General features: G+C 61.5%; 15 protein-coding genes and 2 pseudogenes. 3 read left to right on the top strand and 14 right to left on the bottom strand.

Annotated elements, in window-relative coordinates; translation table 11 throughout:
- Window positions 1-33: 33 nt before the first annotated feature.
- The gene (locus ACZ5SR_RS00450) at window positions 34-1,050 is read right to left on the bottom strand and encodes an asparaginase (RefSeq protein ID WP_464449650.1); all 1,017 of its coding nucleotides are present in this window, start codon (window positions 1,048-1,050) and stop codon (window positions 34-36) included.
- A 70-nt stretch (window positions 1,051-1,120) separates the two neighbouring features.
- Here ACZ5SR_RS00450 and ACZ5SR_RS00445 point away from each other — a divergent pair.
- A pseudogene (locus ACZ5SR_RS00445) lies at window positions 1,121-3,007 on the top strand (carboxyl transferase domain-containing protein); the annotation flags it as partial.
- Between the two features lie 28 nt (window positions 3,008-3,035).
- Here the strand turns inward: ACZ5SR_RS00445 and fahA are convergent.
- The 8 genes from fahA to purU form a co-directional block, all read right to left on the bottom strand.
- The gene (gene fahA, locus ACZ5SR_RS00440; protein WP_464449649.1) at window positions 3,036-4,361 is read right to left on the bottom strand and encodes a fumarylacetoacetase; all 1,326 of its coding nucleotides are present in this window, start codon (window positions 4,359-4,361) and stop codon (window positions 3,036-3,038) included.
- A gap of 10 nt (window positions 4,362-4,371) precedes the next feature.
- A complete protein-coding gene (locus ACZ5SR_RS00435; RefSeq protein ID WP_464449648.1) occupies window positions 4,372-4,908 on the bottom strand; it encodes a VOC family protein in 537 nt (178 codons plus the stop codon).
- Between the two features lie 25 nt (window positions 4,909-4,933).
- Window positions 4,934-5,122, bottom strand: coding sequence for a DUF2783 domain-containing protein (locus ACZ5SR_RS00430; RefSeq protein WP_464449647.1), 189 nt, complete (start codon window positions 5,120-5,122; stop codon window positions 4,934-4,936).
- A gap of 8 nt (window positions 5,123-5,130) precedes the next feature.
- On the bottom strand, window positions 5,131-6,819 hold the full coding sequence (locus tag ACZ5SR_RS00425) for an FAD-dependent monooxygenase (RefSeq protein ID WP_464449646.1): 1,689 nt from the start codon (window positions 6,817-6,819) through the stop codon (window positions 5,131-5,133).
- 21 nt (window positions 6,820-6,840) lie between these two features.
- Complete coding sequence (locus ACZ5SR_RS00420) at window positions 6,841-7,275, bottom strand: MarR family winged helix-turn-helix transcriptional regulator (RefSeq protein WP_464449645.1); 435 nt, start codon at window positions 7,273-7,275, stop codon at window positions 6,841-6,843.
- A gap of 155 nt (window positions 7,276-7,430) precedes the next feature.
- Window positions 7,431-8,939, bottom strand: coding sequence for an FAD-linked oxidase C-terminal domain-containing protein (locus ACZ5SR_RS00415; protein ID WP_464449644.1), 1,509 nt, complete (start codon window positions 8,937-8,939; stop codon window positions 7,431-7,433).
- 119 nt (window positions 8,940-9,058) lie between these two features.
- Window positions 9,059-9,934, bottom strand: a complete 876-nt coding sequence (locus ACZ5SR_RS00410) for a LysR substrate-binding domain-containing protein (protein WP_464449643.1) — start codon at window positions 9,932-9,934, stop codon at window positions 9,059-9,061.
- 47 nt (window positions 9,935-9,981) lie between these two features.
- Complete coding sequence (gene purU, locus ACZ5SR_RS00405; protein ID WP_464449642.1) at window positions 9,982-10,830, bottom strand: formyltetrahydrofolate deformylase; 849 nt, start codon at window positions 10,828-10,830, stop codon at window positions 9,982-9,984.
- Between the two features lie 197 nt (window positions 10,831-11,027).
- On the opposite strand from purU, the gene aptA reads away from it, so the two are divergent.
- Both aptA and ACZ5SR_RS00395 read left to right on the top strand, forming a co-directional pair.
- Complete coding sequence (gene aptA / locus ACZ5SR_RS00400) at window positions 11,028-12,341, top strand: omega-aminotransferase AptA (RefSeq protein WP_464451077.1); 1,314 nt, start codon at window positions 11,028-11,030, stop codon at window positions 12,339-12,341.
- Window positions 12,342-12,443: 102 nt separating this feature from the next.
- Complete coding sequence (locus ACZ5SR_RS00395; RefSeq protein WP_464449641.1) at window positions 12,444-13,520, top strand: AbrB family transcriptional regulator; 1,077 nt, start codon at window positions 12,444-12,446, stop codon at window positions 13,518-13,520.
- 184 nt (window positions 13,521-13,704) lie between these two features.
- Here the strand turns inward: ACZ5SR_RS00395 and ACZ5SR_RS00390 are convergent, their stop codons facing one another.
- From ACZ5SR_RS00390 to ACZ5SR_RS00370, 5 genes and pseudogenes are all read right to left on the bottom strand, one after another.
- On the bottom strand, window positions 13,705-16,620 hold the full coding sequence (locus ACZ5SR_RS00390) for a Tn3-like element IS1071 family transposase (RefSeq protein WP_003049965.1): 2,916 nt from the start codon (window positions 16,618-16,620) through the stop codon (window positions 13,705-13,707).
- 166 nt (window positions 16,621-16,786) lie between these two features.
- Window positions 16,787-17,200 (bottom strand): annotated as a pseudogene (locus ACZ5SR_RS00385) (5'-methylthioadenosine/adenosylhomocysteine nucleosidase); the annotation flags it as partial.
- Window positions 17,201-17,298: 98 nt separating this feature from the next.
- Complete coding sequence (locus ACZ5SR_RS00380; RefSeq protein WP_464449640.1) at window positions 17,299-18,981, bottom strand: long-chain-fatty-acid--CoA ligase; 1,683 nt, start codon at window positions 18,979-18,981, stop codon at window positions 17,299-17,301.
- Window positions 18,982-19,112: 131 nt separating this feature from the next.
- Window positions 19,113-20,531: a Re/Si-specific NAD(P)(+) transhydrogenase subunit beta gene (pntB, locus tag ACZ5SR_RS00375; protein ID WP_464449639.1), complete on the bottom strand. Its 1,419-nt coding sequence runs from the start codon at window positions 20,529-20,531 to the stop codon at window positions 19,113-19,115.
- A gap of 54 nt (window positions 20,532-20,585) precedes the next feature.
- A complete protein-coding gene (locus ACZ5SR_RS00370) occupies window positions 20,586-22,187 on the bottom strand; it encodes a Re/Si-specific NAD(P)(+) transhydrogenase subunit alpha (RefSeq protein WP_464449638.1) in 1,602 nt (533 codons plus the stop codon).
- Window positions 22,188-22,271 lie beyond the last annotated feature (84 nt).

Below are 22,271 nucleotides of genomic sequence, written 5' to 3'. Positions count from 1 at the left end.
GCGGTGCAGAAAGAAGCGAGCGGTTCTGACCTGTCAGGTTTGACCGCCCATTTGCAACTTGAAGGTGCTGCGCCGCTCACCCACCGGCACCCCCGCCACATTCAGCAGCGCCTGCGCACGCCAAGGTGCCAGCGCTTGCCGCTGCGCATCGTCCAGCCAACCCAATTGGTCCAAGGCCTCCACAGTCGCGGCAAACAACGCTGCTTTGTTGCCGTCCATGATCTTGATGGCCAGGGCTTGGCCACGCGATCGGCTGCCCACCACCTGCACGCCGTCTGCGCCCACTTTGGTGACCCAGTCGCCCCGACCTGCGCGCATGAAGTCGGCGTCGTTGCGCCCGGTGCCCGAGACCAACTCGGGGTGGGCGCTCATGGCCTGACCCAGTTGCGCCAGGCTTTCGCCATACAAGCCGTCCGATTCGGGTTGCGCCAGCCGGGCATAGCTGCGGGCCAAGCGTGACAAAGGCATGGCGTAGTTCGGGGCTGAGCAGCCGTCGATGCCCAGCGCCAGTTCTTCTTCGCTCAGTCCTGCCAGGTGCGCCACGGCCTGGCGGATGCGTTGCTGCAAGGGGTGTGTGACTTCGGTGTAACTGTCGGTGGGCAGACCGTGCTGCACGCAGTACGCCAAAAAACCGCTGTGCTTGCCGCTGCAGTTGTGGTGCCGCTCGTCGTAAGCAAAGCCCTCGGGCATGGGGCGGTCAAAAAAGGTGAAGCGGTAAGGCACATGGCAGCCGCATCGCATTTGCCGCGTGGTGCTGCCGCTTTTGCGCAAGATGGACGTGACCTGCTCGACGTGCATGTCTTCGCCGTTGTGGCTGGCGCACATCAGGGCCAGCTCTGTGGGGGTGAAGCCAAAATGCGCCACCCCGCCTGATTGGATCAGCGGCAGCGCCTGCATGGCCTTGAGGGTGGAGCGGGTGAAGCACAACCAATGCGGGTTGCCCACTTGGGCCAGCACACGGCCCTCGGTGTCGGTCACGGCCAGCGCGCCCATGTGCACGCATTCCTGCACGCCGTTGCGGGTCAACTCGATCAGGGGTTCGAAATTCATGACGGTGGCCTGTTGTGTTCAATAAAGCCAGTCTAAATTGTCTCGGACTTGACCGGGAGCTGTTGGGGCTGCGCCGCACAATGGCCGAATGCAAAACATTCAATCCCCCCTGCAAGCGCAACTGGTTCAGTGGTTGGTGGCCCCCGGTGCGGACGTGGCCGCAGGCGACGTTCTGGTGATTCTGGAAGCCATGAAAATGGAGCACGAAATCCGCGCCCCCCATGCCGGGCGCTTGACCGAGCTGTACTTTCAGGCGGGCGAGACGGTGGGTGAGGGTGAGGTCTTGGCGAGCTGGATGCGCATGGATTCAGTGCCAGTGCAGCGTGACACGGAGGCCCACGCACCGACCGCCTCAGCCGTATCGTCGGCTTTGCCTGTTGCGCCTCAGACCCCAGCGCATGGCGCTGGACGCCCTGCCGCCCAAGATGCCCCCCGCGCCGACCTGCAAAAGCTGCAAGACCGCCAGGCCTTCACGCTCGACGCGCAGCGCCCCGAAGCCGTGGCCAAGCGCCACGCCACCGGCCTGCGCACCGCCCGCGAGAACATCGCCGATCTGTGTGACCCGGACTCGTTTGTGGAATACGGCGCCTTGGCCGTGGCCGCGCAAAGCCGTCGCCGCAGTGCCGATGACCTCATGCGCAACACGCCCGCTGATGGCATGGTCACCGGCATCGGTTGTATCCACGGCCAGCGCGTGGTCGTCATGGCCTACGACTTCACCGTGCTGGCGGGCACACAAGGCATGCGCAACCACCAAAAGACCGACCGTATGTTGGGCGTGGCCTTGCAAAACAAGCTGCCGGTGGTGCTGTTCGCCGAAGGCGGCGGGGGCCGACCCGGTGATGTCGATGTCGCCATCGTCGCAGGCTTGAACCTGGCCACCTTCGCCTCCTTTGCCCGGCTCAATGGCCAGGTGCCGGTGGTGGGTGTGGTGGCGGGGCGCTGCTTTGCGGGCAACGCGGCCTTGCTGGGTTGCTGCGATGTGATCATCGCCACAACTGGCAGCAACATCGGCATGGGTGGCCCAGCCATGGTCGAAGGCGGGGGCCTGGGCGTCTTCAAGCCCGAGCAGATTGGCCCCAGCGACGTGCAGCACAGCAACGGCGTGATCGACATCTTGGTGGACAGCGAAGCGCAAGCGGTGACGGCAGCGCGGCATTACCTGTCGTGCTTTCAGGGCGCGCAAAGCGAATGGCAAGCCCCACGCGCCGAAGCCCTGCGCCATGTGGTGCCCGAAAACCGTGTGCGCGTGTACGACACCCGCGCTGCCATGCAGGGCATCGCCGACGTGGGCAGCCTCTTGTATTTGCGCGCCGGCTTTGGCGTGGGCATTCACACCGCGCTGGTGCGCATCGCGGGGCAACCGGTGGGCCTCATGGCCAACAACCCGCTGCACTTGGGTGGCGCGATCGACGCCGATGCCGCCGACAAGGCCGCCCGCTTCATGCAGCTGTGCAACGCGCACGGGCTGCCCATCGTGAGTTTGGTGGACACACCCGGCTTCATGGTCGGGCCGGACACCGAGGCCACAGCGCAAGTGCGCCATGTCTCGCGCATGTTTGTGGCGGCCGCGCACCTGCGGGTGCCGCTGCTCAGCGTGGTGCTGCGCAAGGGCTATGGCCTGGGCGCGATGGCCATGACCGGCGGGGGCTTTCACGAAACCCTGAGCACGGTGGCTTGGCCCACCGGCGAGTTTGGCGGCATGGGCCTGGAGGGTGCGGTGCGGCTGGGTTACCGCAAAGAACTCGAAGCCCTGCCCGAGGGCCCCGAGCGCGAAGCGCTGTTTGAACAGCTGCTGACGCAGCAATACGACAACGGCAGCGCCATCAACATGGCCGCTACGCTGGAGATCGACGCGGTGATCGACCCGGCCACCACCCGCGACTGGCTGGTGGCAGGGCTGGAGGCAGGGAAGATCCGGCCCTTCGACGGCGCACTGGCCATCGATACTTGGTGAATTGTGAGTGGCATGAGCCGCCCACCGTTCAGGACGGGATCGTCCGCGCAGGCAGCACTGTGCCCACACATTCCCCAAAGCCAATGCGTGCAGCACCTTCGTGCTCGCACCAGCCGCGCAGCACCACGCTGTCGCCGTCTTCCAGCCAGGTGCGTTGTTCGCCATTGGGCAGCGCGATCGGATTTTTGCCGCCGGTGGTCAGCTCGATCAGCGCGCCCGCTTGGTCGAGCGTGGGGCCCGACAAGGTGCCGCTGCCCAGCAGGTCGCCCGGTTGCAGGTTGCAGCCGTTGACCGTGTGGTGTGTGAGCATTTGCGCCACCGTCCAATAAGCATGGCGGTAGCTGGTGCGGCAGATGTTGGCATCGGGCTGACCAGCAGCGCGCATTTGCGGCGTTTGCAGGCCCACTTGCAGCTGGATGTCGAACGCGCCGCCGCTGCGGTTGGCGGCACTGTCCAGATAGGCCAGGGGCTGCGGGTCACCTTCGGCGCGGGTGAAGGCCACGCGGTAAGGGGTCAGCGCTTCGAGCGTCACCACCCAGGGTGAGACCGTGGTCGCAAAATTTTTGGCGAGGAAGGGGCCGAGGGGTTGGTATTCCCAGCCCTGGATGTCGCGGGCCGACCAGTCGTTGAGCATGCAGATGCCGAACACATGGTCTTCGGCTTCGGTGATGTCCACGGACTCGCCCAAGGCGTTGCCGCTGCCCACAAAGATGCCCAGCTCCAGCTCAATGTCCAGCCGCTTGCATGGGCCGAACGACGGCTCGGTCGCGCCGGGCGGCATCGTCTGGCCCACCGGGCGGCGGAACTGCTGGCCTGACACGCCAATGCTGGACGCACGGCCGTGGTAACCAATCGGCACCCATTTGTAGTTGGGCAGCAGCGGGTTGTCCGGGCGGAACTGCTTGCCAATGTTGGTGGCGTGGTGCACCGAGGTGTAGAAGTCGGTGTAGTCGCCAATGCGGGCGGGCACGTCGTATTCGGCCTCGGCTTGTGGCACCAGGCAGGCTTGCAATCCAGCCTGCTCCGCCGAGCCTTCGCGCAGTGCCCGAGACAGCGCCAGACGCAGCGCGCTCCAGGCCGATGTGCCCAAGGCCATCAGGGCGTTGAGTTTGTCTTGTGCGCCCGCTTGAGCGGCCGCAGCAGCCTCACCTGAAAACAGCTCGGCCTTGGCCAGTGCAGCCAGATCCACGATCTGATCACCAATGGCCACGCCGCCTCGGAAGGCTTCTCCAGAGCCCTTGTGGCGGAACACCGCAAAAGGCAGGTTCTGGATGGGGAAGTCGGTGCCAGCCGTGTTGGCCGAGGCGACCCAGCTTTGGAGGGCCGGGTTGTGGGTTTCGTTGAGCGTGGTCATGGAGCGGCTTTCAGGCGTTCATGCTGCCGTCGTGCATCCAGGCGGCGTGTTTGGGGGCGCGTTTGGTTTGGCTCCACTCTTCGAGCATGTCCCATTTCACTTCGTCGAGTTTCTTCATCATCTCGGGCGTACCGCAGTCGGCGGCCAGCTCCAGGCGGTGGCCGCTCGGGTCAAAGAAATAGATGCTCTTGAAGATGGTGTGGTCGACGGGGCCGAGCACTTCCACGCCACCCGCCACCAGTTTGTCTTTGGCCGCCAGCAGCGTTTCCATCGAATCCACTTTCAGCGCCAAGTGCTGCACCCAGGCGGGGGTGTTTTCGTCTCGGCCCATCTCAGGCTGGTTGGGTAACTCAAAGAAAGCCAGGACGTTGCCGTGGCCTGCATCCAAAAAGATGTGCATGTACGGATCAGGCGCTTTGGTGGAGGGCACTTCGTTTTCGGCAATGGCCAAAACAAATTTCATGTCCAGGTGCTTTTGGTACCACTCGACGGTTTCTTTGGCGTCTTTGCAGCGGTAGGCGACGTGGTGAACGGATTGAACGAGCATGGAGTTCTCCTTTGTGGTCGTGTGGTCAGAGGTCTTGCAGGGCAGTGGTGATCTGCTGCTGAAACAGGTTTTCATCGGCCAAGGCGTTGGCGTTGAGCAAGGCGAGTTTGACGAGGAACAACTGGGCCTTGTCAGCGCCTGCTTGGTCAATGGCCGTGGCCAGAGCGTCGTAGACGGTTTCGAGACCGCCGATGGAAAGTGCTTTGTCGGTCATGATTTTCCTTATTGCGGCACGGCGTTGGTCAGAGCGGCTTGCAAGCGCGTGGCATCCAGTGTGATCCACCGCGCGCAAACGTGCTGGTCGGGGCGAAGCAAATACGCGCCGCCGTTGACGGCCACACCATAACGCTGGCGCAGGTGGCCATCGGCGTCGGGCAAGTACTGGTCGGCACCCGCCACAGGCTGGGCCGCACCGATGGCGGTCACGTTCAAGGGCATGCCTGTTGCCCGCGCTGCGCTGATCACCTTTTGCAGTGCTTCAGGCAAATCCGTGTCGGTGAAGTACAGCAGGTCAAAGCCGCCGCCCAGGTGGTCGAGCAAAAAGTCGTTCGCACCCAATCGCACGTTTTGTGGCGGTGCGCCGTGCGCCGGGCCACTTTTGAACAAGCCGTTGTCGTCGCCCATGCTGTTGAGCTGGGAATGGGTGTACTCGTGCGGCCGCGAGGTGCGCCAGTGGTAAAGCGGTCGCACAAATTCTTGCGTGAGCGAGAGGGACAGCACCGCGTCGCGCAGCAAGCGAAAGCCGGGGCTGGGTGGGGCCATGAAGCGGGTGCTTTTGCCCGCCTCGGTGATGATTTCGCGCGCCGCGCCGACGCGTTCGGTGCTGTGGTTCGCCAGCAGTTTTTGGCTCGCCAGACCCTTGACCACAAAAGCCAAGTGCCAGCCCAGCGACTGCGCATCCTGAAACGCTGTGTTGGCCCCGCGCACGCCAAAGATGGGCAGCAGGTGCGCCGCGTCGCCTGTGAAAATCACGCTGCCGTGCACAAAGTCGGGCAAGGTCAGTGTGCGCGCCGAGTAGACCGAAGACCAGTCCATCTCCCATTTCAGGCCCGCGTGGCCGATCATGGCCAGTTGCGCGTCGATGCGCGCTTTGAGCGACTCGGGGCGCAGCGCCTCTTCGGGCGTTTCACCGGGGGGCAGCTGGTAATCCACACGCCAAATGCCGTGGGGCTCACGGTGCATCAAGATGGTGTTGCCGGGGTTCCACTCGGGGTCAAAAAAGGCCAGGCGCTCGGTGGGAAAGGGCAGGTCAATCTGGATGTCGGCGATCACGAAAAAGCCTTCGTAAGACGCGCCTTCCATTTGCAGGTTCATGGCGGATCGGATGCCCGATCGGCCACCGTCGGCGGCGACCACCCAATTACTTTCAAGCGCATACAGGCCTTCTGGCGTATCCACTTCTAGCACCGCGTAGCCGTCCTTCTGCTCAAGCTGATTGACCTTGTTGCCCCATCGGAAATCGATCAACGGGTTGGCTTTGCAAGCGTCGTGCAGGTACTCCTCCATGAACTGCTGCTGGACGTTGATGATCGGGAAAAACCGGTCATCGGCATCGTGCGGCGCTTCCATGCGGAACACACGCTGGCCCCGGTAAAACGAGTTGCCAAAGCGCCAGGGCAAACCGCCTGCGGTCATGCGGTCGGCTACCCCCACCTGCTGCAAAATTTCCATCGAGCGACGCGTGAAGCAAATCGCGCGGCTGCCTTGTGAAAACTGCAACTCGGCCGCCAGCACCACGCTGGGCACGCCGTGACGGGCCAGCTCTAACGCGGTCACCATGCCTGCAGGCCCTGCGCCGACGATCACGACTTTTTTCCGGTCTTGCGCAGGGTGGGCCGAAGCCAGCCAAGGTTTGAAAACCTCGTAGGTGTAGTAGATCGAAGGACGTGCTTCGGTGCTGGGGTTGTGCATGGGATGGTCGTTGTGTGATGTTCAGCGGGGGCGTGCGTGCGATATCAATCGGTCGAAGAGGGCGCTCAAGCTGGCTTGCTCTTTGTCGGTCAGGCAGCCAAAAATGTCTTGGTTGCGTTGGTGCACCATGGCCATGGCGCGCCCGAACACCTCGCGCCCGGCAGGCGTCAGTGTCAGCACCACGCCCCGGCCATCACCCGGGTGGTCGGCTTTGAGCACCAGGCCCTGATCGACCAGCGCCTGCGCAGCGCGGCTGGCCTGGCCCTTGTTCAGGTTGGCTTTGTCGGCCAGCTCTTTCACCGACAAAGGCTCAAAAGTGCCAATGGTTGTCAGGCACCGTCCGTCGCTCATCGACAGGCCCGTGCGCTCCGGATAGACCGACTGGCTGTCCATGTCGGTCAGCTTGTGCAGTTGGTGCAAGCGGTAGGTCAGCGTGCGGTCGAGTGGCGTGGGCATTCGGCTCTTCAGTCTGAAGGGGGTGAAAGAAGGCCTGATTTTAGGTTGATATGGTTGCGCGCGCAACTAAGTAGAAACACGGATGGTTGCATGCGCAACCAAGCGGGGTTAAAAAAAGCCTGAGGCTTGCTCAGGCTTTTTGCGGGCGTTTGGGCTCAGAACCGTGGCAAATCCGGGTGCTTGATGGCCCCGGCGCGCACCAGCATCTTGCCGTATTCGGCACAGCGGTTCAGCGTCGGGATGACCTTGCCGGGGTTCAAAAGTCCTTGGCGGTCAAAAGCCCGTTTGACGGCGAACATCTGCTCGTTTTCTTCCGCGCTGAACTGCACACACATGCTGTTCACTTTTTCGATGCCCACGCCGTGCTCGCCTGTCACCGTGCCGCCCATGGCCACGCTGGTTTCCAGAATATCGGCACCAAACAGCTCGCAGCGGCGCAACTGGTCGGCGTCGTTCGCGTCAAACAAAATCAGCGGGTGCAGGTTGCCGTCGCCCGCGTGGAACACGTTCAGGCAACGCAGCGCGTATTTGGTTTCCATCTCGGAGATGGCTTGCAGGATGTCGGCCAAGCGCTTGCGCGGGATGGTCGAGTCCATGCACATGTAGTCGGGGCTGATGCGGCCCGACGCCGGGAAGGCGTTTTTGCGGCCACTCCAGAATCTCATGCGCTGGGCTTCGTCGCGGCTCACGGTGATGGCGGTCGCGCCGCAGCCGCGCAGCACTTCGCTCATGCGGCCGATTTCTTCTTCGACTTCTTCTGGCGTACCATCGCTCTCGCACAGCAAAATCGCCGCCGCGCTCAAGTCGTAGCCTGCGTGAACAAAGTCTTCGACCGCGATGGTCATCGGGCCGTCCATCATCTCCAAACCGGCGGGGATGATGCCCGCCGCAATGACCGCAGCCACCGCGTCGCCCGCTTTGCGTACGTCGTCAAAGCTGGCCATGATGCAGCGCGCCAGCTGCGGCTTGGGCACCAGTTTGACGGTGACTTCGGTGGTCACGGCCAGCATGCCTTCGCTGCCCACCAGCACGGCCAGCAGGTCGTAGCCCGGGGTGTCGAGCGCATCGCTGCCAAATTCGATGGGGTCACCTTCGACGGTGAAACCGCGCACTTTGAGCACGTTGTGCACCGTGAGGCCATATTTGAGGCAGTGCACCCCGCCTGAGTTTTCGGCCACGTTGCCGCCAATCGTGCAGGCGATCTGGCTGGACGGGTCGGGCGCGTAATACAGTCCGTAGGGCGCAGCGGCTTCGCTGATGGCCAGGTTGCGCACGCCGCATTGCACCACCGCTGTGCGGCTCACGGGGTCAACGGTCTTGATCTGATTGAAGCGCGCCATCGACAGCGTCACGCCCATGCGGTGCGGCATGGCCCCGCCCGATAGGCCCGTGCCCGCGCCGCGTGCCACCACCGGCACTTGCAGGGCATGGCAAGCTTTGAGCACGGCTTGCACTTGGGCTTCGGTCTCGGGCAATGCCACCACCAAAGGCCGCTCACGGTAGGCGGTCAAGCCGTCGCACTCGTAGGGTGTGGTGTCTTCGGGGGTGTAGAGGATGGCATCAGCGGGCAGCACCCGGCCCAAAGCCTGCACCACAGCGCGTTGGCGCTCGGCACGTTCGGTGGCGGTCAGTTGCTGTGTTTCGGCGGGGGTGTTGGCGCTCATGGCATTCAAAACCTTGAAATGAAGGTTTGAATGTACGCCCAAGTGGGGGACCGTGGGCTGAATAAACTTTGACGGGCTTGTGAATTTGCCCGCAGCGTGGACGTATTGCTGTGGGGGGGTCAGGCCAGCGCTTTTTTCAGCCAATCGGCAAAGGTGGCGCATTCCCAGCGCTCCATGGTGCCCGTGCGCCAGCACAGGTAGTGGGCGTGGGGGCTGGGCACGCTGCGCTCGAACAGGCGGACCAATTGTCCGCTCTCAACCCAAGGCGCACCCAACTTGGTGCGGATCAGGCCCACACCCAGACCTTGGGCTGCGGCGTCGCACATGAGGCCAATGTCGTTGAACGATGAACCATCGGTGGGTTCGGGCCAATCCAGGTCGTGCGCGGCAAACCAAGTGCGCCAGGGCTCCAGTGGGCTGCGCAACAGGGCCACGCCTTGCAGGTCTTCGGCGCTGGCAAAGGGGCCGTTTTCTCTCAACCAGGCGGGCGATGCCAAGGGGGTTACATCGTCCTTGGCCAGGCACACATGCTCTACATCCGAGTAGCGGCCGGTGCCAAAACGCACCGTCAGGTCGGCGTCTTCGGCCACCACATCCAACAGGGGAATGCTCACTTGCAGCGTGATGTCGATTTCGGGGTAGGCGTCCAGAAAATGCTTCAAGCGGGGCATGAGCACCGAGCGCGCAAAAGTGGGTGTGACCGCCAGACGCAGCTTGCGTCGGCCGGGGGTGTTGCTGGCGCTGGGAAAGCGCTGCAGTGACACCAGACCCTCGCGCACATGGGCCAGGTATTCGTTGCCTTCGGTGGTCAGTGAAAAATCGGCCCGACGAAACAGCTTGGTGCCAATGATTTGCTCCAGCTGCTTGACTCGGTGGCTCACGGCGCTGGGGGTGACGCACAGCTCTTCAGCGGCCTGGGTCACGCTGCGCAACCGCGCCAAGGCCTCAAAGGTCAAGAGACACTGGATGGGAGGGATGCGTGAGGTGGCAGACATCGTGAATCAGTTGGGGACAGAGCTAAAGATCTGTCCCACAAAGTCATTTATTTAAAGATCACCGTCTTGTGGCCGTTGATCAACACGCGGTGCTCGCTGTGCCACTTCACGGCGCGTGCCAGCACTTGGCTTTCGGTGTCACGCCCAATCGTCGTGAGGTCTTCCACGGTTTTGCTGTGGTCCACGCGGGCCACGTCTTGCTCGATGATCGGGCCTTCGTCCAGATCGGCGGTCACATAGTGTGCAGTCGCACCAATCAGTTTTACGCCCCGGTCGTGCGCCTGGTAGTAAGGCTTGGCTCCCTTGAAGCTGGGCAAAAAGCTGTGGTGGATGTTGATGGCGCGCCCTGCCAGCTTGCGGCACAGGTCGTCAGAGAGGATCTGCATGTAGCGCGCCAGCACCACCAGCTCGGCACCTTCGGCCTGAATGATCTCGTACTGTTTGGCTTCGGCTTGGGCCTTGTTGTCTTTGGTCACCGGGATGTGGTGAAACGGCACGTTGTAGCTGGCTGCCAGTTGGTAGAACTCGCGGTGGTTGCTGACAATGGCGCGGATATCGAGCGGCAGCAAACCACTCTTCCAGCGGAACAGCAAGTCGTTGAGGCAATGGCCTTCCTTGCTGACCATCAGCACGGTGCGCATAGGCTGTGACGTGGCGTGCAGGTCCCACTTCATCTCAAAGGTCTGGGCAAACTGGCCCCACTGTGCATTCAGTGTCTCGCCATCGGCTTGAGCGCAGGCGAACTGAACGCGCATGAAAAACAGGCCGGTGTCGTGGTCGTTGTATTGCGCCGCTTCTTCAATATTGCCACCACGCTCCAGCAAAAAACCCGATACGGCATGCACGATGCCGGTGCGGTCAGGGCAGGAGAGAGTAAGGATGTAAGTGGTCGTCATGGCTGCAAGCTGCGGGGTTCGCCATGACGTTTTAAAGGGCAGTCATGGCCGTTTTATAGGGTTCTATTGTAGAAGACCCCTGTGTTGGGGCTGTTCATGGTTGTCGCGCTGGAGCGCGTGTTCGGCCCTTTGCCCTTTAAACTGCTTGGTTGAACCGATTTCAAGGAGTCTTTGCCGTGGCCCAAACCGACTTGCACATGGACAACCAGTGGTTGCCCTTCACGCCCAACCGCACCTTCAAACAAGACCCACGCGTGTTCGTGGGCGCAGAAGGCATGCACTTCACCACGCACGATGGCAAAAAGGTCATCGATGGCATCTCCAGCCTGTGGTGCGTGGGCGCAGGCCACAACCGCAAGCCTATCAACGAAGCCATCAAAAAGCAGCTGGACACACTGGACTACGCCACGGCGTTTCAGGCCAGCAACGACAAGGCTTTCAAAGCCGCGCAGATGATCGCCGACATGGCGCCCGGCGACCTGAACAAGGTGCTGTTTTGCAACTCCGGCTCAGAAGCAGCCGACACGGCCCTGAAAGTGGCGCTGGCCTACCACCGCGCCCGGGGCGAAGGCCACCGCAATGTGTTCATTGGCCGCGAAAAGGGTTACCACGGCGTCAACTTTGGCGGCATGAGCGTGGGCGGCCTGCCCGCCAACCGCAAGGTGTATGGCGCGCAGCTGCTGCCGCGTGTGGACCACATGCGCTTCATCCACGACCCGGTGAACCACGCCTACATCCATCATGAAGAGCCGGTCTGGGCCGAGGACCCGCTGCTGGAGCTGGAAAACCGCATTTTGGTCTTGCACGACCCGAGCAACATCGCCGCTGTGATCGTGGAGCCGATCGCGGGCAGCGCGGGCTGGTACATCCCGCCCAAGGGCTATGTCAAGCGCCTGCGCGAAATTTGCGACAAGCACGGCATTTTGCTGATTTTTGACGAGGTCATCACCGGCTTTGGCCGTTTGGGCGTGAACTTTGGTGCTGACTATTACGGCGTGGTGCCCGACATGCTCAACTTTGCCAAGGCGGTGACCAACGGCGTGATCCCGCTGGGTGGCGTGATCTGCCGGGACTTCATCTACGACGCGATGATGAACGCCAACTCGCCTGCGCACGCCATCGAGTTTTTCCACGGCTACACCTACTCGGGTCACCCTGTGGCTTGCGCAGCGGCCATTGCCACGCTCGACTTGATGAAGGAAGAAAACCTGTTTGCCCGTGCGGGTGAGCAAGGCATCAAGTTGGGCCATGCCATGCACAACGCCTTCAAGGGCTTGCCCAATGTGGTCGGCATCCGCACGCTCGGCTTGGCCGGTGCGGTGGAGCTGGCCAGCATTGCAGGCTCGCCCGGCAAGCGGGCGTATGACATCTTCATGGATTGCTTCCACAAAGGGGTGTGGGTGCGCCCAGCTGGCGAGAACATCGTCATTTGCCCGCCCTACATCGTGGAAGACGCGCACATCGACCAGATCGTGCAGACCGTGGCCGACAGCATCCGCAGGCATGCATGACCGCTTATTCGGAGTTCGTGTTCGCGTAGGTCGGAGCTTTAGCTCCGACAATCGTTTGTGCTCAGTTCCGTGATGTCGGGGCTGAAGCTGCAGGCTTACACCATGCGTTCAGGACTTCGAACAGCGGTCACCTTGTTGGTGGCGCTGGCTGCCGCCCAGCTGTGTGTTTGGCTGCACACCCCCATTCCCTGGATGTTGGGGCCATTGCTGGTCACGGCGCTGGCTTCGGTGCTGGGTGCGACCACGCGCAGCGCGCCCTTGCTCCGCAACGCGGGGCAATGGGTGATTGGTGTGGTGCTGGGCCTGTATTTCACGCCGCAGGTGGGTGCTCTGGTGGTCAGCCTGTGGTGGGCCATCGCGCTGGCGGTGCTTTGGGCGTTGTTGCTGGGCGCCTTGTTTGACGCTTGGCTGCAGCATCGGCACAGGGCTGAATTGGCCCATTTGCCACCCAGTGCTTGGCGGGCGACCACTTACTTTGCCAGTGCGATTGGTGGTGCATCCGAGATGACTTTGCTGGCCGAGCGCCACGGTGCACGTACCGATCTCGTTGCCGCCGCCCACAGTGTGCGCCTCGTCTTGGTGGTGTTGACCTTGCCCTTTGCCATGCAGTGGGCACAAAGCCACTGGGGTTTGCAGGTCGATGCACGTTTGCTGCCAGGTCCGGTGGTGGCGCATTGGCCAGGTTTATTTTGGCTGGCCTTGTCCACCGGGGTTGGCGCCTTGGTCATGGTGGCTTTCAAGCGGACCAATCCTTGGTTCATGGGGGCTTTGCTGGTCTCGATGGGCTTGACGCTGTCGGGGGTGCATTGGTCGGCTGTGCCCACGGAATTGTCGAACGCCGCGCAGTTGGTCATCGGCGTGAGCCTGGGGGTGCGCTTTCAGCGTGAATTTGTGCACACCGCCCCGCGCTGGCTTGCTACGGCTGCATCCGGCTCTGTGGTCATGATGCTGCTGTCGCTGGGCTTTGGCCTGTTTTTGGCCCACACCACGGGCCTGCACCCCGCCACCTTGATATTGGGCACCGCTCCCGGAGGGATTGCCGAGATGGCCATCACCGCCAAGGTGTTGCAGCTGGGGGTGCCTGTGGTCACCGCGTTTCAGGTCTGCCGTTTGGTGGCGGTGCTGATTTTGGTGGGGCCGATTTTCCAGTGGAGCCATCGGCAAAAAAAAACCGCCTGAGCGCGCAGGCGGTTTTTGTATTGAGCAGGTGATCGCTCAGTGGGGTCTCCTCGTTTTCAGTGCAATAAGTGACGGTACGAAAAGCTAGCACTGGCGCGGAGGTGGTGTTGGTAGATCGTTGATTTCATTGACTTTCCTGTTCACTTTCAAATCTGCGATTCGTGGCGTCAAACCGTGGTCGGTTTCATCCATTGGTGCCAGTTATCGATGCATTTGGCCGCGAAGGCAGGATTTGGTCAGCATAGCGGTCAACCGGGAAGCGAAACACACCCCGCAAGTTGATGCTCTCCAGCCTGGTGGGCGCAATCTTCCCGATCAGTTCCGGTGGAATGACCTGGCGGCGGTTCGACCAGCGATCCAGGACCGCCTGCATCTGTGAGGTATTCCACGCCATCACGATGTTGGCCATCAGGCTCAACGCATCGGCCACAGCCTGCATTTCATCGACACGTTTGGCCTGCGCCGGGCTGATCCGGCCGGTATAAATGGCGCGCTTGAGGGCGTTAACAGCCTCGCCCCGATTGAGCACCCGGCGCAACTCGTTCCTGAAAGCGTCCTTGACAAAGTAGTCAGCCAAAAACGCCGTACGCAGCAACCGCCCCAATTGCACGCCAGCCTCATAGATTGGATCGCCCTGGGCGGCAGAACCGAACCGCGCAAGAGCTGCCACCGCACTGGCATGTCCGCTCATGACCGAGGCTGCCAGGTGCACCAGACTATCCCAATGCTTTTCGATCAAAGCGACGTCGACATTGGCTTCGCACACCGCAGCGATTTCTGCGGGCACTTTGGTGCCGCGTGGCACAAAGAGGTGGCGCTGTTTGAGTTCCTTCAACCGCGGGCAAAGATCAAAACCAAGCAAACGGGCATGTGACATGGCAAAGTCGGTGTAGCCATGGGTATCCACAGCAAGCTGGCTGGTCTCCAGCTTTTCTTGGCGGATGACACCTTCAATGGCCACGCCCGCCTGGCGCTCATTGAGCACAAAGGGCTGCGCATGGAAGATGCCCCACCGGTCTTTTACATGGGAGTAGATTCCAATGGAAGGTGTGTTGCGCCGAGGATCAAGCCGGGCTTGCCACACCCGTTTGGTGGTCTCCATGCTCATCATGTCAGAAGATGCCAAATCGGACCGCCCCCAGGTGGCGGCAATCGGGTGTCGCTGCATGAATTCCAGCACAGCCTGGCAGGCCTGGCTCAGACGCCGTTCGTCCCGCGCCCAGCGCATGGCCTGGCGAATGCTGGTGGCAGACAATTGCGGAATCATGCGCGCGCATTCGACCGCAGTCAGACTGGTGCCGTGGGCCATGATGCCGGCATAGACCATCAGCAGCTCGTCGGTAGAGCGCGGCTCACGTCCGAGCATGATCCAGCTAAAGCGCACCTGGGCGTCAACGGCCAGAATCACTTCCGGCAATTGAACCTCACCGATGCGGTGATCCAAAGCCGCGCGCAGCTTGGTCACTTCTGGGTCTTCGTCCTCTGCGGGCAATGGCGACAAATGGAGTTCATCATCCACGCGCAGTACGCCACTGCGGGCTGCAGCGGCCACCGCATCGACACCGGCAGTTACTCTGGCCAGCAAAGGCTTCAAGAAAGTGGCAGCCTTGCTGGGTAACGATAGACGGGCATAGTGTTTCTTGGACTCTGCCTGCCAACGCTCGTCCGTGAAGAACAAGCGCGCACGACCCCGAAAGCTCAGGCTGTGCTCAATCCAGACCGAGCCATTGCGCACCGCGCGGCGCAGGGCAAACAGGGTGGCCACCTCCAACGCCTGAAACGCCCGTTCCCGGTCTGGGCTGGAGATCGAAACCTGCCAGATCATTCCCAGACTTGGTGCCACCACTTCAACTGGCAGCTTTCTGGATCCTTTGAGATATAAAGCTTGCAGCTTGGCAAGGTACTCGATGGCAGGATGCTCGCCGGTGGCCTGCCAGGGCAGCTTTGCAATGGCGACGAGCAACGACCGCACGGGGCGAATTCCATCAATCAATCCCTCGCGGACCAGGGAGGCCCTGCTCGGTGGTTTGCGTTTCTGGGTTTCGGTGATCAAGGCTTCAAGACGGGCACGCAACTCAGCATCTGGCACCGCACCTTGCGCGCTCAAGGCAACAAGTTCGCCGAGCAGCGTTTTGTACATTGCGGCCCAATTGACGGTAGCGGGGACATCGGCGGCAGCCTGACGCCACAGATCGGCGATCCGGCGCTGCACCATAAGGATCAACTGGTCTGTGGTGGTGAACAGGCAATACCGAAGAAAGCATGCGACCTCCACGGTGCGCGCTGGCTCTTTGATCTTGGCTCCGGCTGAGGGCGGCCTGGAGACAAGTCGGCGCGCGTAGCGGCGCAAGATGAGATCGGGGATGTCTGCCAGGTGCTTATGAACGTCCAGCGTGTAAAGCAGGTCGATGCGCTCCAGTACCTCGCTGATTTGGCGGGTTGAGTGTTTCGCCGGTGCAGCCCATAGCCAACTCTGCTGGGTTTGTCCATCTGGGCGCAGCTCTGAAACTGAGGCTCGCCAGCGATCAAGTGTTGCTGGATCAACGCTGGCGGCGATGGCGGTGCCTGTTTCAACTTCAAGCTGGGCAAGTGCCGCCGCAATCAGTGTCCGAATTGCCCGCTCGTGCACGATCACCAGCTTGTTCTTGTACAGCCATTGACGCGCCCGCACGAGTAGCTGATCGCGGTCGGCGCAGCGCGCCACTTCGTCGCGCAGTTCACGTACCAGTGAGCGGCGCTGGTGCTCGCTCATCCACTGGAATCCAAGGACCGTGCAGGCTACTTGTTGGTGATCGAATAGCGTGCGCCCGCGTTCATACATGGCTCTCAGCGAGGCGACTTCTGGTGCTGCAATGCCAAGCTCGTTGCCAAGGTGGCGCCACAAGGCTACTGGAATTACCCGAAAGGCACCGAGCAAACGCCCACTCATGCGCAGGAAACCAATATGGAGCGCCAGACCAAGCTTGTGGGAATCACCTCGGCGTGCATTGATTGCGTCGCGCTCGGCACCATCGAAGGTGAAAAATGCCTTCATCTCGAAGTCGCTGATATCGCGGGGGAGCCCACGCATCCCCAAAAACGTTGTGTGCCAACCCTGCATCGTGAACCTCAAAAGTGGGAGGCCACCATACCCGTTTACAAAGCGAACAGGAAAGTCAATGAAATCAACGGTCTACCCAGACCACCCCCGCGCCAGTGCTAGCTTTGCGTACCGTCACTTATTGCACTGAAAACGAGGAGACCCCCAGGTGCAGCGCGGCATGGGCCAACACCTGCTCGCTGGCTTGTTCAAGCTGTACAGCCAGGTTGGCATCGGCTTCAAAACGGGCACGGCCATACAGGGGCACTTCATGGCGCGGAAACAGCGGCGAGGCGTCCATGTCGTGCTGCACCAAGCCATCGGCCACCACCACATCACCCACCCGCACCTCGGAGCCCAGACCGCCCGCCACACCCGTGAAGACCAGGGCATCGACCCCAAAGCGCTCCAGCAGGACTGTGGCCGTCGTGGCCGCCGCCACTTTGCCAATGCGCGAGAGGACCGCCACCACCGAATGGCCTTGCCAATGGCCCACCCAAAAATCGCGCCCCGCCACTGTCACCCGCTGCTCATCGGGCATGGCCGCCAACACGGCGGCCAGTTCTTCGTGCATGGCACTCATGATGCCGATCATGGCCATGGATCACCCCTTGTTCTGTCATGCAAAAAAGAAAACGGCCACCTTGAAACAGGTGGCCGTTGGCCTGCGCGCAGGGCTTCAGCCCCTCAGCTGCGCCATCAGGCCTTGGCGCGCAATTCGCGTCGCAAAATTTTACCCACTGGCGTCTTGGGCAATTCATCGCGAAACTCGATCACGCGAGGCTGCTTGTACGCGGTCATGTTCTCGCGGCAGTAAGCCATGATCTGCTCTTCGGTCAGCGCCGGGTCTTTGCGCACCACCACCAGCTTGACGGTTTCGCCGGTTTTTTCGTCGGGCACACCAATGGCGGCACATTCCAGCACACCCGGACAAGCCGACGCCACTTCTTCGACCTCGTTGGGGTAAACGTTGAAACCGCTGACCAGGATCATGTCTTTCTTTCGGTCCACGATCTTGAAATAACCTCGTGCATCCACGATGCCCACATCGCCCGACTTGAAGTAACCGTCTGCGGTCATGACCTTGGCCGTTTCATCCGGGCGCTGCCAGTAACCGGCCATCACCTGCGGGCCTTTGATGGCGATCTCACCAGGCGTGCCGGGGGTGGTGACTTCGTTGCCGTCGTCGTCGAGCAGCTTCATGAAGGTGCCGGGCAAGGGCACACCAATCGTGCCGGTGAACTCGGTGCTGGTGGTCGGATTGCAACTGGCCGATGGGCTGGTCTCGGACAAGCCATAGCCTTCGCAGATCGGGCAGCCTGTTTTCTCCAGCCAGAGCTTGGCCACATTGGGCGTCACGGCTGTGCCGCCACCCAAAGACACTTTCAGGTTGGACCAATTGACGGTACCGAAATCCGGGTGGTTGGCCAACCCGTTGAACAAGGTGTTCACTGCCGGGAAGCTGTGGAAGGTGTGCTTGGACAATTCCTTGAGCACGGCTGGCAGGTCACGCGGATTGGGAATCAGGATGGTCTTGCCGCCCATGCGCAGGCCCAGCATCATGTTCACCGTGAACGCGAAGATGTGGTACAGCGGCAGCGCGCACACATTGGTGGGTTGCTCGCCCGCCGGAATGCGCTGCATGACGGGCTCGTTCCAGGCCTCTGACTGCAACACGTTGGCAATCACGTTGCGGTGAAGCAATACCGCCCCCTTGGACACGCCGGTGGTGCCCCCGGTGTACTGCAACACGGCGATGTCGTCGGCCGTCAACTCGGGTTTGCGAAAGGCTTGTTGACGCCCCTTGGCCAAAGCGTCGTTAAAGCGCACCGCCTTGGGCAGGTTGAAGGCAGGCACCATTTTCTTGACGTTGCGCACCACGTAATTGACCAGGCTGCCTTTGAGCAGGCCCAGTCGGTCACCCATGGCGGCCAGCACCACATGCTGGACCGGGGTTTGCGCGATGCACTTCTCTAATGTGGCGGCAAAGTTTTCGATGATGACGATCGCCTTGGCACCTGAATCCTTGAGCTGGTGCTCCAATTCGCGGGCCGTGTACAGCGGGTTGACGTTGACCACCACCAAACCCGCACGCAACACAGCGGCCACCGCCACCGGGTACTGCGGCACATTGGGCATCATGATGGCAACGCGATCGCCCTTGCTCAAGCCCAGTGATTGCAGGTAAGCCGCCATGGCCAAACTGTCTTGATCGGTCTGGGCGAAGCTCAAGTCCTTGCCCATGAAGCTGTAGGCAGTCCGTTCTGAATACTTGGAAAAACTGTCTTCCAGCAAACCCACCAAAGAACTGTATGCGGCAGGTTGGATGTCGGCGGGGACGCCTTCAGGGTAACTCTTGAGCCAAATGGGATTCGCGTTCATGTGGGGGTTCTCCTGCGATTCAGTCTACCGCAAATCTGACGCCTGACTGACGCTTAAAGCCTCGGGGTTTACGCCAAAAAAAAGGGGGTGAACCACGTTCACCCCCTTTTTTAAATGTCGATGCCGAAGACTTAGGACTTCAAAACCAGAAGCACCTCGTCGAGCATCTTTTTGGCATCGCCAAACAACATGCGGTTGTTCTCTTTGTAAAACAGCGGGTTGTCCACACCGGCGTAGCCGCTGGCCATGGAACGCTTCATGACGATGCTGGTGCGGGCCTTCCAGACTTCGAGCACCGGCATGCCGGCGATCGGGCTGGTCGGGTCGTCTTGCGCGGCCGGGTTCACGATGTCGTTGGCACCGATCACGATGGCCACGTCGGTGTCCGGGAAATCGTCGTTGAGCTCGTCCATCTCGAACACGATGTCGTAAGGCACTTTGGCCTCGGCCAACAACACGTTCATGTGGCCAGGCATGCGGCCCGCCACGGGGTGGATGCCAAAACGCACGTTCACGCCTTTGTCGCGCAGTGTCTTGGTGATTTCAAACACCGTGTGCTGGGCCTGGGCCACGGCCATGCCGTAACCGGGAACGATGATCACGTTCTTCGCCTCGCGCAGCATCTCAGCGGTTTCGGCAGCCAAGATGGGGCTGACTTCACCTTGCGGCTCGGCCGCTTCACCCGTGGGCTTGGGCGCGGCAGCCGTGGTGCCAAAGCCCCCGGCGATCACGCTGATGAAGCTGCGGTTCATGGCGTTGCACATGATGTAAGACAAGATCGCACCACTGGAGCCGACCAAGGCACCGATCACGATCAGCAAGTCGTTGCTCAGCATGAAACCGGTGGCCGCTGCAGCCCAGCCAGAGTAGCTGTTGAGCATGGACACCACCACAGGCATGTCAGCGCCGCCAATGGCCATGACCATGTGGATGCCGAACAGCAAGGCAATGGCGGTCATGATGAACAAGGGCACCATGCCGTCTTGCACCGTGTGGGCGTTCATGAACTCACGGCCAAAGTACACCACTGCGATCAAGCCCACCAGGTTGAGCCAGTGGCGGGCGGGCAGCAACAAGGGGCTGCCGCCAATGCGGCCGGACAACTTGCCAAACGCGGCCACCGAACCCGAGAAGGTCACCGCACCGATGAAGATGCCGATGTAAATTTCACCCGCGTGGATAGCGTGCGCAGCGCCGTCCAAATTTTTGGAAGCTTCGGGGTCCACATAAGTGGCATAACCCACCAGCGCCGCGGCCATGCCGACCATGCTGTGCATGAGCGCCACGAGTTCGGGCATTTGGGTCATCTGCACTTTGCGCGCAGCGTACAGACCAATGATCGCACCCACCAGCACGGAGCCCACGATCATGGGGATGCCCTCGGCCGTGACTTGCGGGCCAAAGATGGTGGCCAGCACGGCCAGGCTCATGCCGATCATGCCGTAAAGGTTGCCGCGCCGAGCGGTTTCCTGGTTGGACAAACCGCCCAGGCTGAGGATGAAGAGAATGGTTGCGCCGATGTAGGCGACCGTGGCCAAGCTTGAGTTCATGAGTGTCTCTTTAATCAGTTGGGGACAGATCTAAAGATCTGTCCCCAAATTCATTTACTTTCGGAACATCGCCAGCATGCGCTGGGTGACAGCAAAACCGCCAAACATGTTGATGGCCGTCAGCACCAAGGCCAAAGCAGCCAGAATGCCGATCAGCGTATTGGGACGTCCGGCTGCAGCCAAAGGCGAGATCTGCACCAGCGCGCCAATGGCGATGATCGAGCTGATCGCGTTGGTCACGCTCATGAGTGGGGTGTGCAGCGCGGGCTTGACGTTCCAGACCACCATGTAGCCCACAAAGCAGGCCAACACAAACACCGTGAAGTGCGACAGGAACGCAGCCGGCGCATAGGCACCGACCAGCACCAGCAACACGGCGGCAACCGCCGACACGATGAGCAACTGGCCCACCGGCATGGGGCCAGAGGGCTCGCCATGGCCGTGGCCTTTTTTGGCGGCAGGCGCGGCAGCGGGTTTGGGGGCGGGCTTGGGGGCCACCACCAAAGGCGGTGCAGGCCAAGTGATCTCGCCGTTCTTGATGACCGTCAGGCCCCGGATGGCGTCGTCTTCCATGTTGACGTTGATCACGCCATCTTTGGTTTTGCACAGCTCTTCGGTCAGGCGGAACAAGTTGGTGCCGTACAGCGTGGACGATTGACGTGCCATGCGCGAAGCCAAGTCGGTGTAACCGACGATGGTCACGCCGTGCTTGACCACGGCCTTGCCGGGCTCGGTCAGTTCGCAGTTGCCGCCTTGCTCAGCGGCCATGTCCACGATCACGCTGCCGGGCTTCATGCTTTGCACCATCGCAGCGGTGATCAGCTTGGGCGCAGGTTTGCCGGGGATCAACGCGGTGGTGATGATGATGTCGCACTCTTGGGCTTGCTTGGCGTACATCTCGCGCTGTGCGGCTTGGAAGCCTTCGCTCATGACCTTGGCGTAACCGCCGCCGCCCGAGCCTTCTTCTTCGTAGTCCACTTTGACGAATTCACCACCCAGCGACACGACCTGGTCGGCCACTTCGGCACGGGTATCGTTGGCGCGCACGATGGCACCCAAGCTGGCGGCCGCGCCAATGGCGGCCAAACCGGCCACACCGGCACCGGCGATGAACACTTTGGCGGGGGGCACTTTGCCCGCGGCCGTGATCTGACCGTTGAAGAAACGGCCAAAAGCGTTGGCGGCTTCCACCACCGCGCGGTAACCGCTCACGCCCGCCATGGAGGTCAGTGCGTCCATCTTCTGGGCGCGGCTGAGGGTACGGGGCAGTGCGTCGATCGACAGCGCGGTGACCTTTTTGGCCGCCAGTTGCTGCATCAAATCGGGGTTCTGGGCGGGCCACAAGAAGCCGATCAGGGTCTGGCCTTCGTGCATCAGGGCGACTTCGTCCGCAGTGGGGGCACGCACCTTGAAGACGATGTCGCTGCCGCTCCACAGCGCCGCGGCGTTGGGGGCAATGGTCGCGCCGGCTTCGACGTAAGCCGCGTCCGACAGGTCTGCCAGCTCACCCGCGCCTTGTTCAACCACCACCTCAAAGCCGAGTTTGACCAGCTTGGTCACGGCATCGGGGACTGAGGCCACCCGTTTTTCTCCGGGAAAAATCTCACGGGGTACGCCAATGCGTTGAGGCTTGGGGGCGTGATCGCCTGTTTGCATGAATGTCTCCTCACTCAATCCACAAAAAAAGTATGGCTAATAGCAAAGCTTAACCGAAGTCAATGAATACAAGCCCGGAGCAAG

It is taken from the genome of Limnohabitans sp. TEGF002 (assembly GCF_055395845.1).
The sequence above is the reverse complement of the archived record's forward strand: the minus strand, read 5'-3'. Positions and strand labels throughout refer to the sequence as shown.

What these genes read in the sequence shown, in the direction of transcription:
- aptA (WP_464451077.1), top strand. Translation starts at nt 11,028, where the DNA reads ATGGACAACCAGTGGTTGCCCTTCACGCCCAACCGCACCTTCAAACAA.
- pntB (WP_464449639.1), bottom strand. Translation starts at nt 20,531, where the DNA reads ATGAACTCAAGCTTGGCCACGGTCGCCTACATCGGCGCAACCATTCTC.
- ACZ5SR_RS00370 (WP_464449638.1), bottom strand. Translation starts at nt 22,187, where the DNA reads ATGCAAACAGGCGATCACGCCCCCAAGCCTCAACGCATTGGCGTACCC.
- ACZ5SR_RS00450 (WP_464449650.1), bottom strand. Translation starts at nt 1,050, where the DNA reads ATGAATTTCGAACCCCTGATCGAGTTGACCCGCAACGGCGTGCAGGAA.
- ACZ5SR_RS00380 (WP_464449640.1), bottom strand. Translation starts at nt 18,981, where the DNA reads ATGAACGCGAATCCCATTTGGCTCAAGAGTTACCCTGAAGGCGTCCCC.
- fahA (WP_464449649.1), bottom strand. Translation starts at nt 4,361, where the DNA reads ATGACCACGCTCAACGAAACCCACAACCCGGCCCTCCAAAGCTGGGTC.
- ACZ5SR_RS00430 (WP_464449647.1), bottom strand. Translation starts at nt 5,122, where the DNA reads ATGACCGACAAAGCACTTTCCATCGGCGGTCTCGAAACCGTCTACGAC.
- purU (WP_464449642.1), bottom strand. Translation starts at nt 10,830, where the DNA reads ATGACGACCACTTACATCCTTACTCTCTCCTGCCCTGACCGCACCGGC.
- ACZ5SR_RS00410 (WP_464449643.1), bottom strand. Translation starts at nt 9,934, where the DNA reads ATGTCTGCCACCTCACGCATCCCTCCCATCCAGTGTCTCTTGACCTTT.
- ACZ5SR_RS00395 (WP_464449641.1), top strand. Translation starts at nt 12,444, where the DNA reads ATGCGTTCAGGACTTCGAACAGCGGTCACCTTGTTGGTGGCGCTGGCT.
- ACZ5SR_RS00420 (WP_464449645.1), bottom strand. Translation starts at nt 7,275, where the DNA reads ATGCCCACGCCACTCGACCGCACGCTGACCTACCGCTTGCACCAACTG.
- ACZ5SR_RS00415 (WP_464449644.1), bottom strand. Translation starts at nt 8,939, where the DNA reads ATGAGCGCCAACACCCCCGCCGAAACACAGCAACTGACCGCCACCGAA.
- ACZ5SR_RS00435 (WP_464449648.1), bottom strand. Translation starts at nt 4,908, where the DNA reads ATGCTCGTTCAATCCGTTCACCACGTCGCCTACCGCTGCAAAGACGCC.
- ACZ5SR_RS00425 (WP_464449646.1), bottom strand. Translation starts at nt 6,819, where the DNA reads ATGCACAACCCCAGCACCGAAGCACGTCCTTCGATCTACTACACCTAC.
- ACZ5SR_RS00390 (WP_003049965.1), bottom strand. Translation starts at nt 16,620, where the DNA reads ATGCAGGGTTGGCACACAACGTTTTTGGGGATGCGTGGGCTCCCCCGC.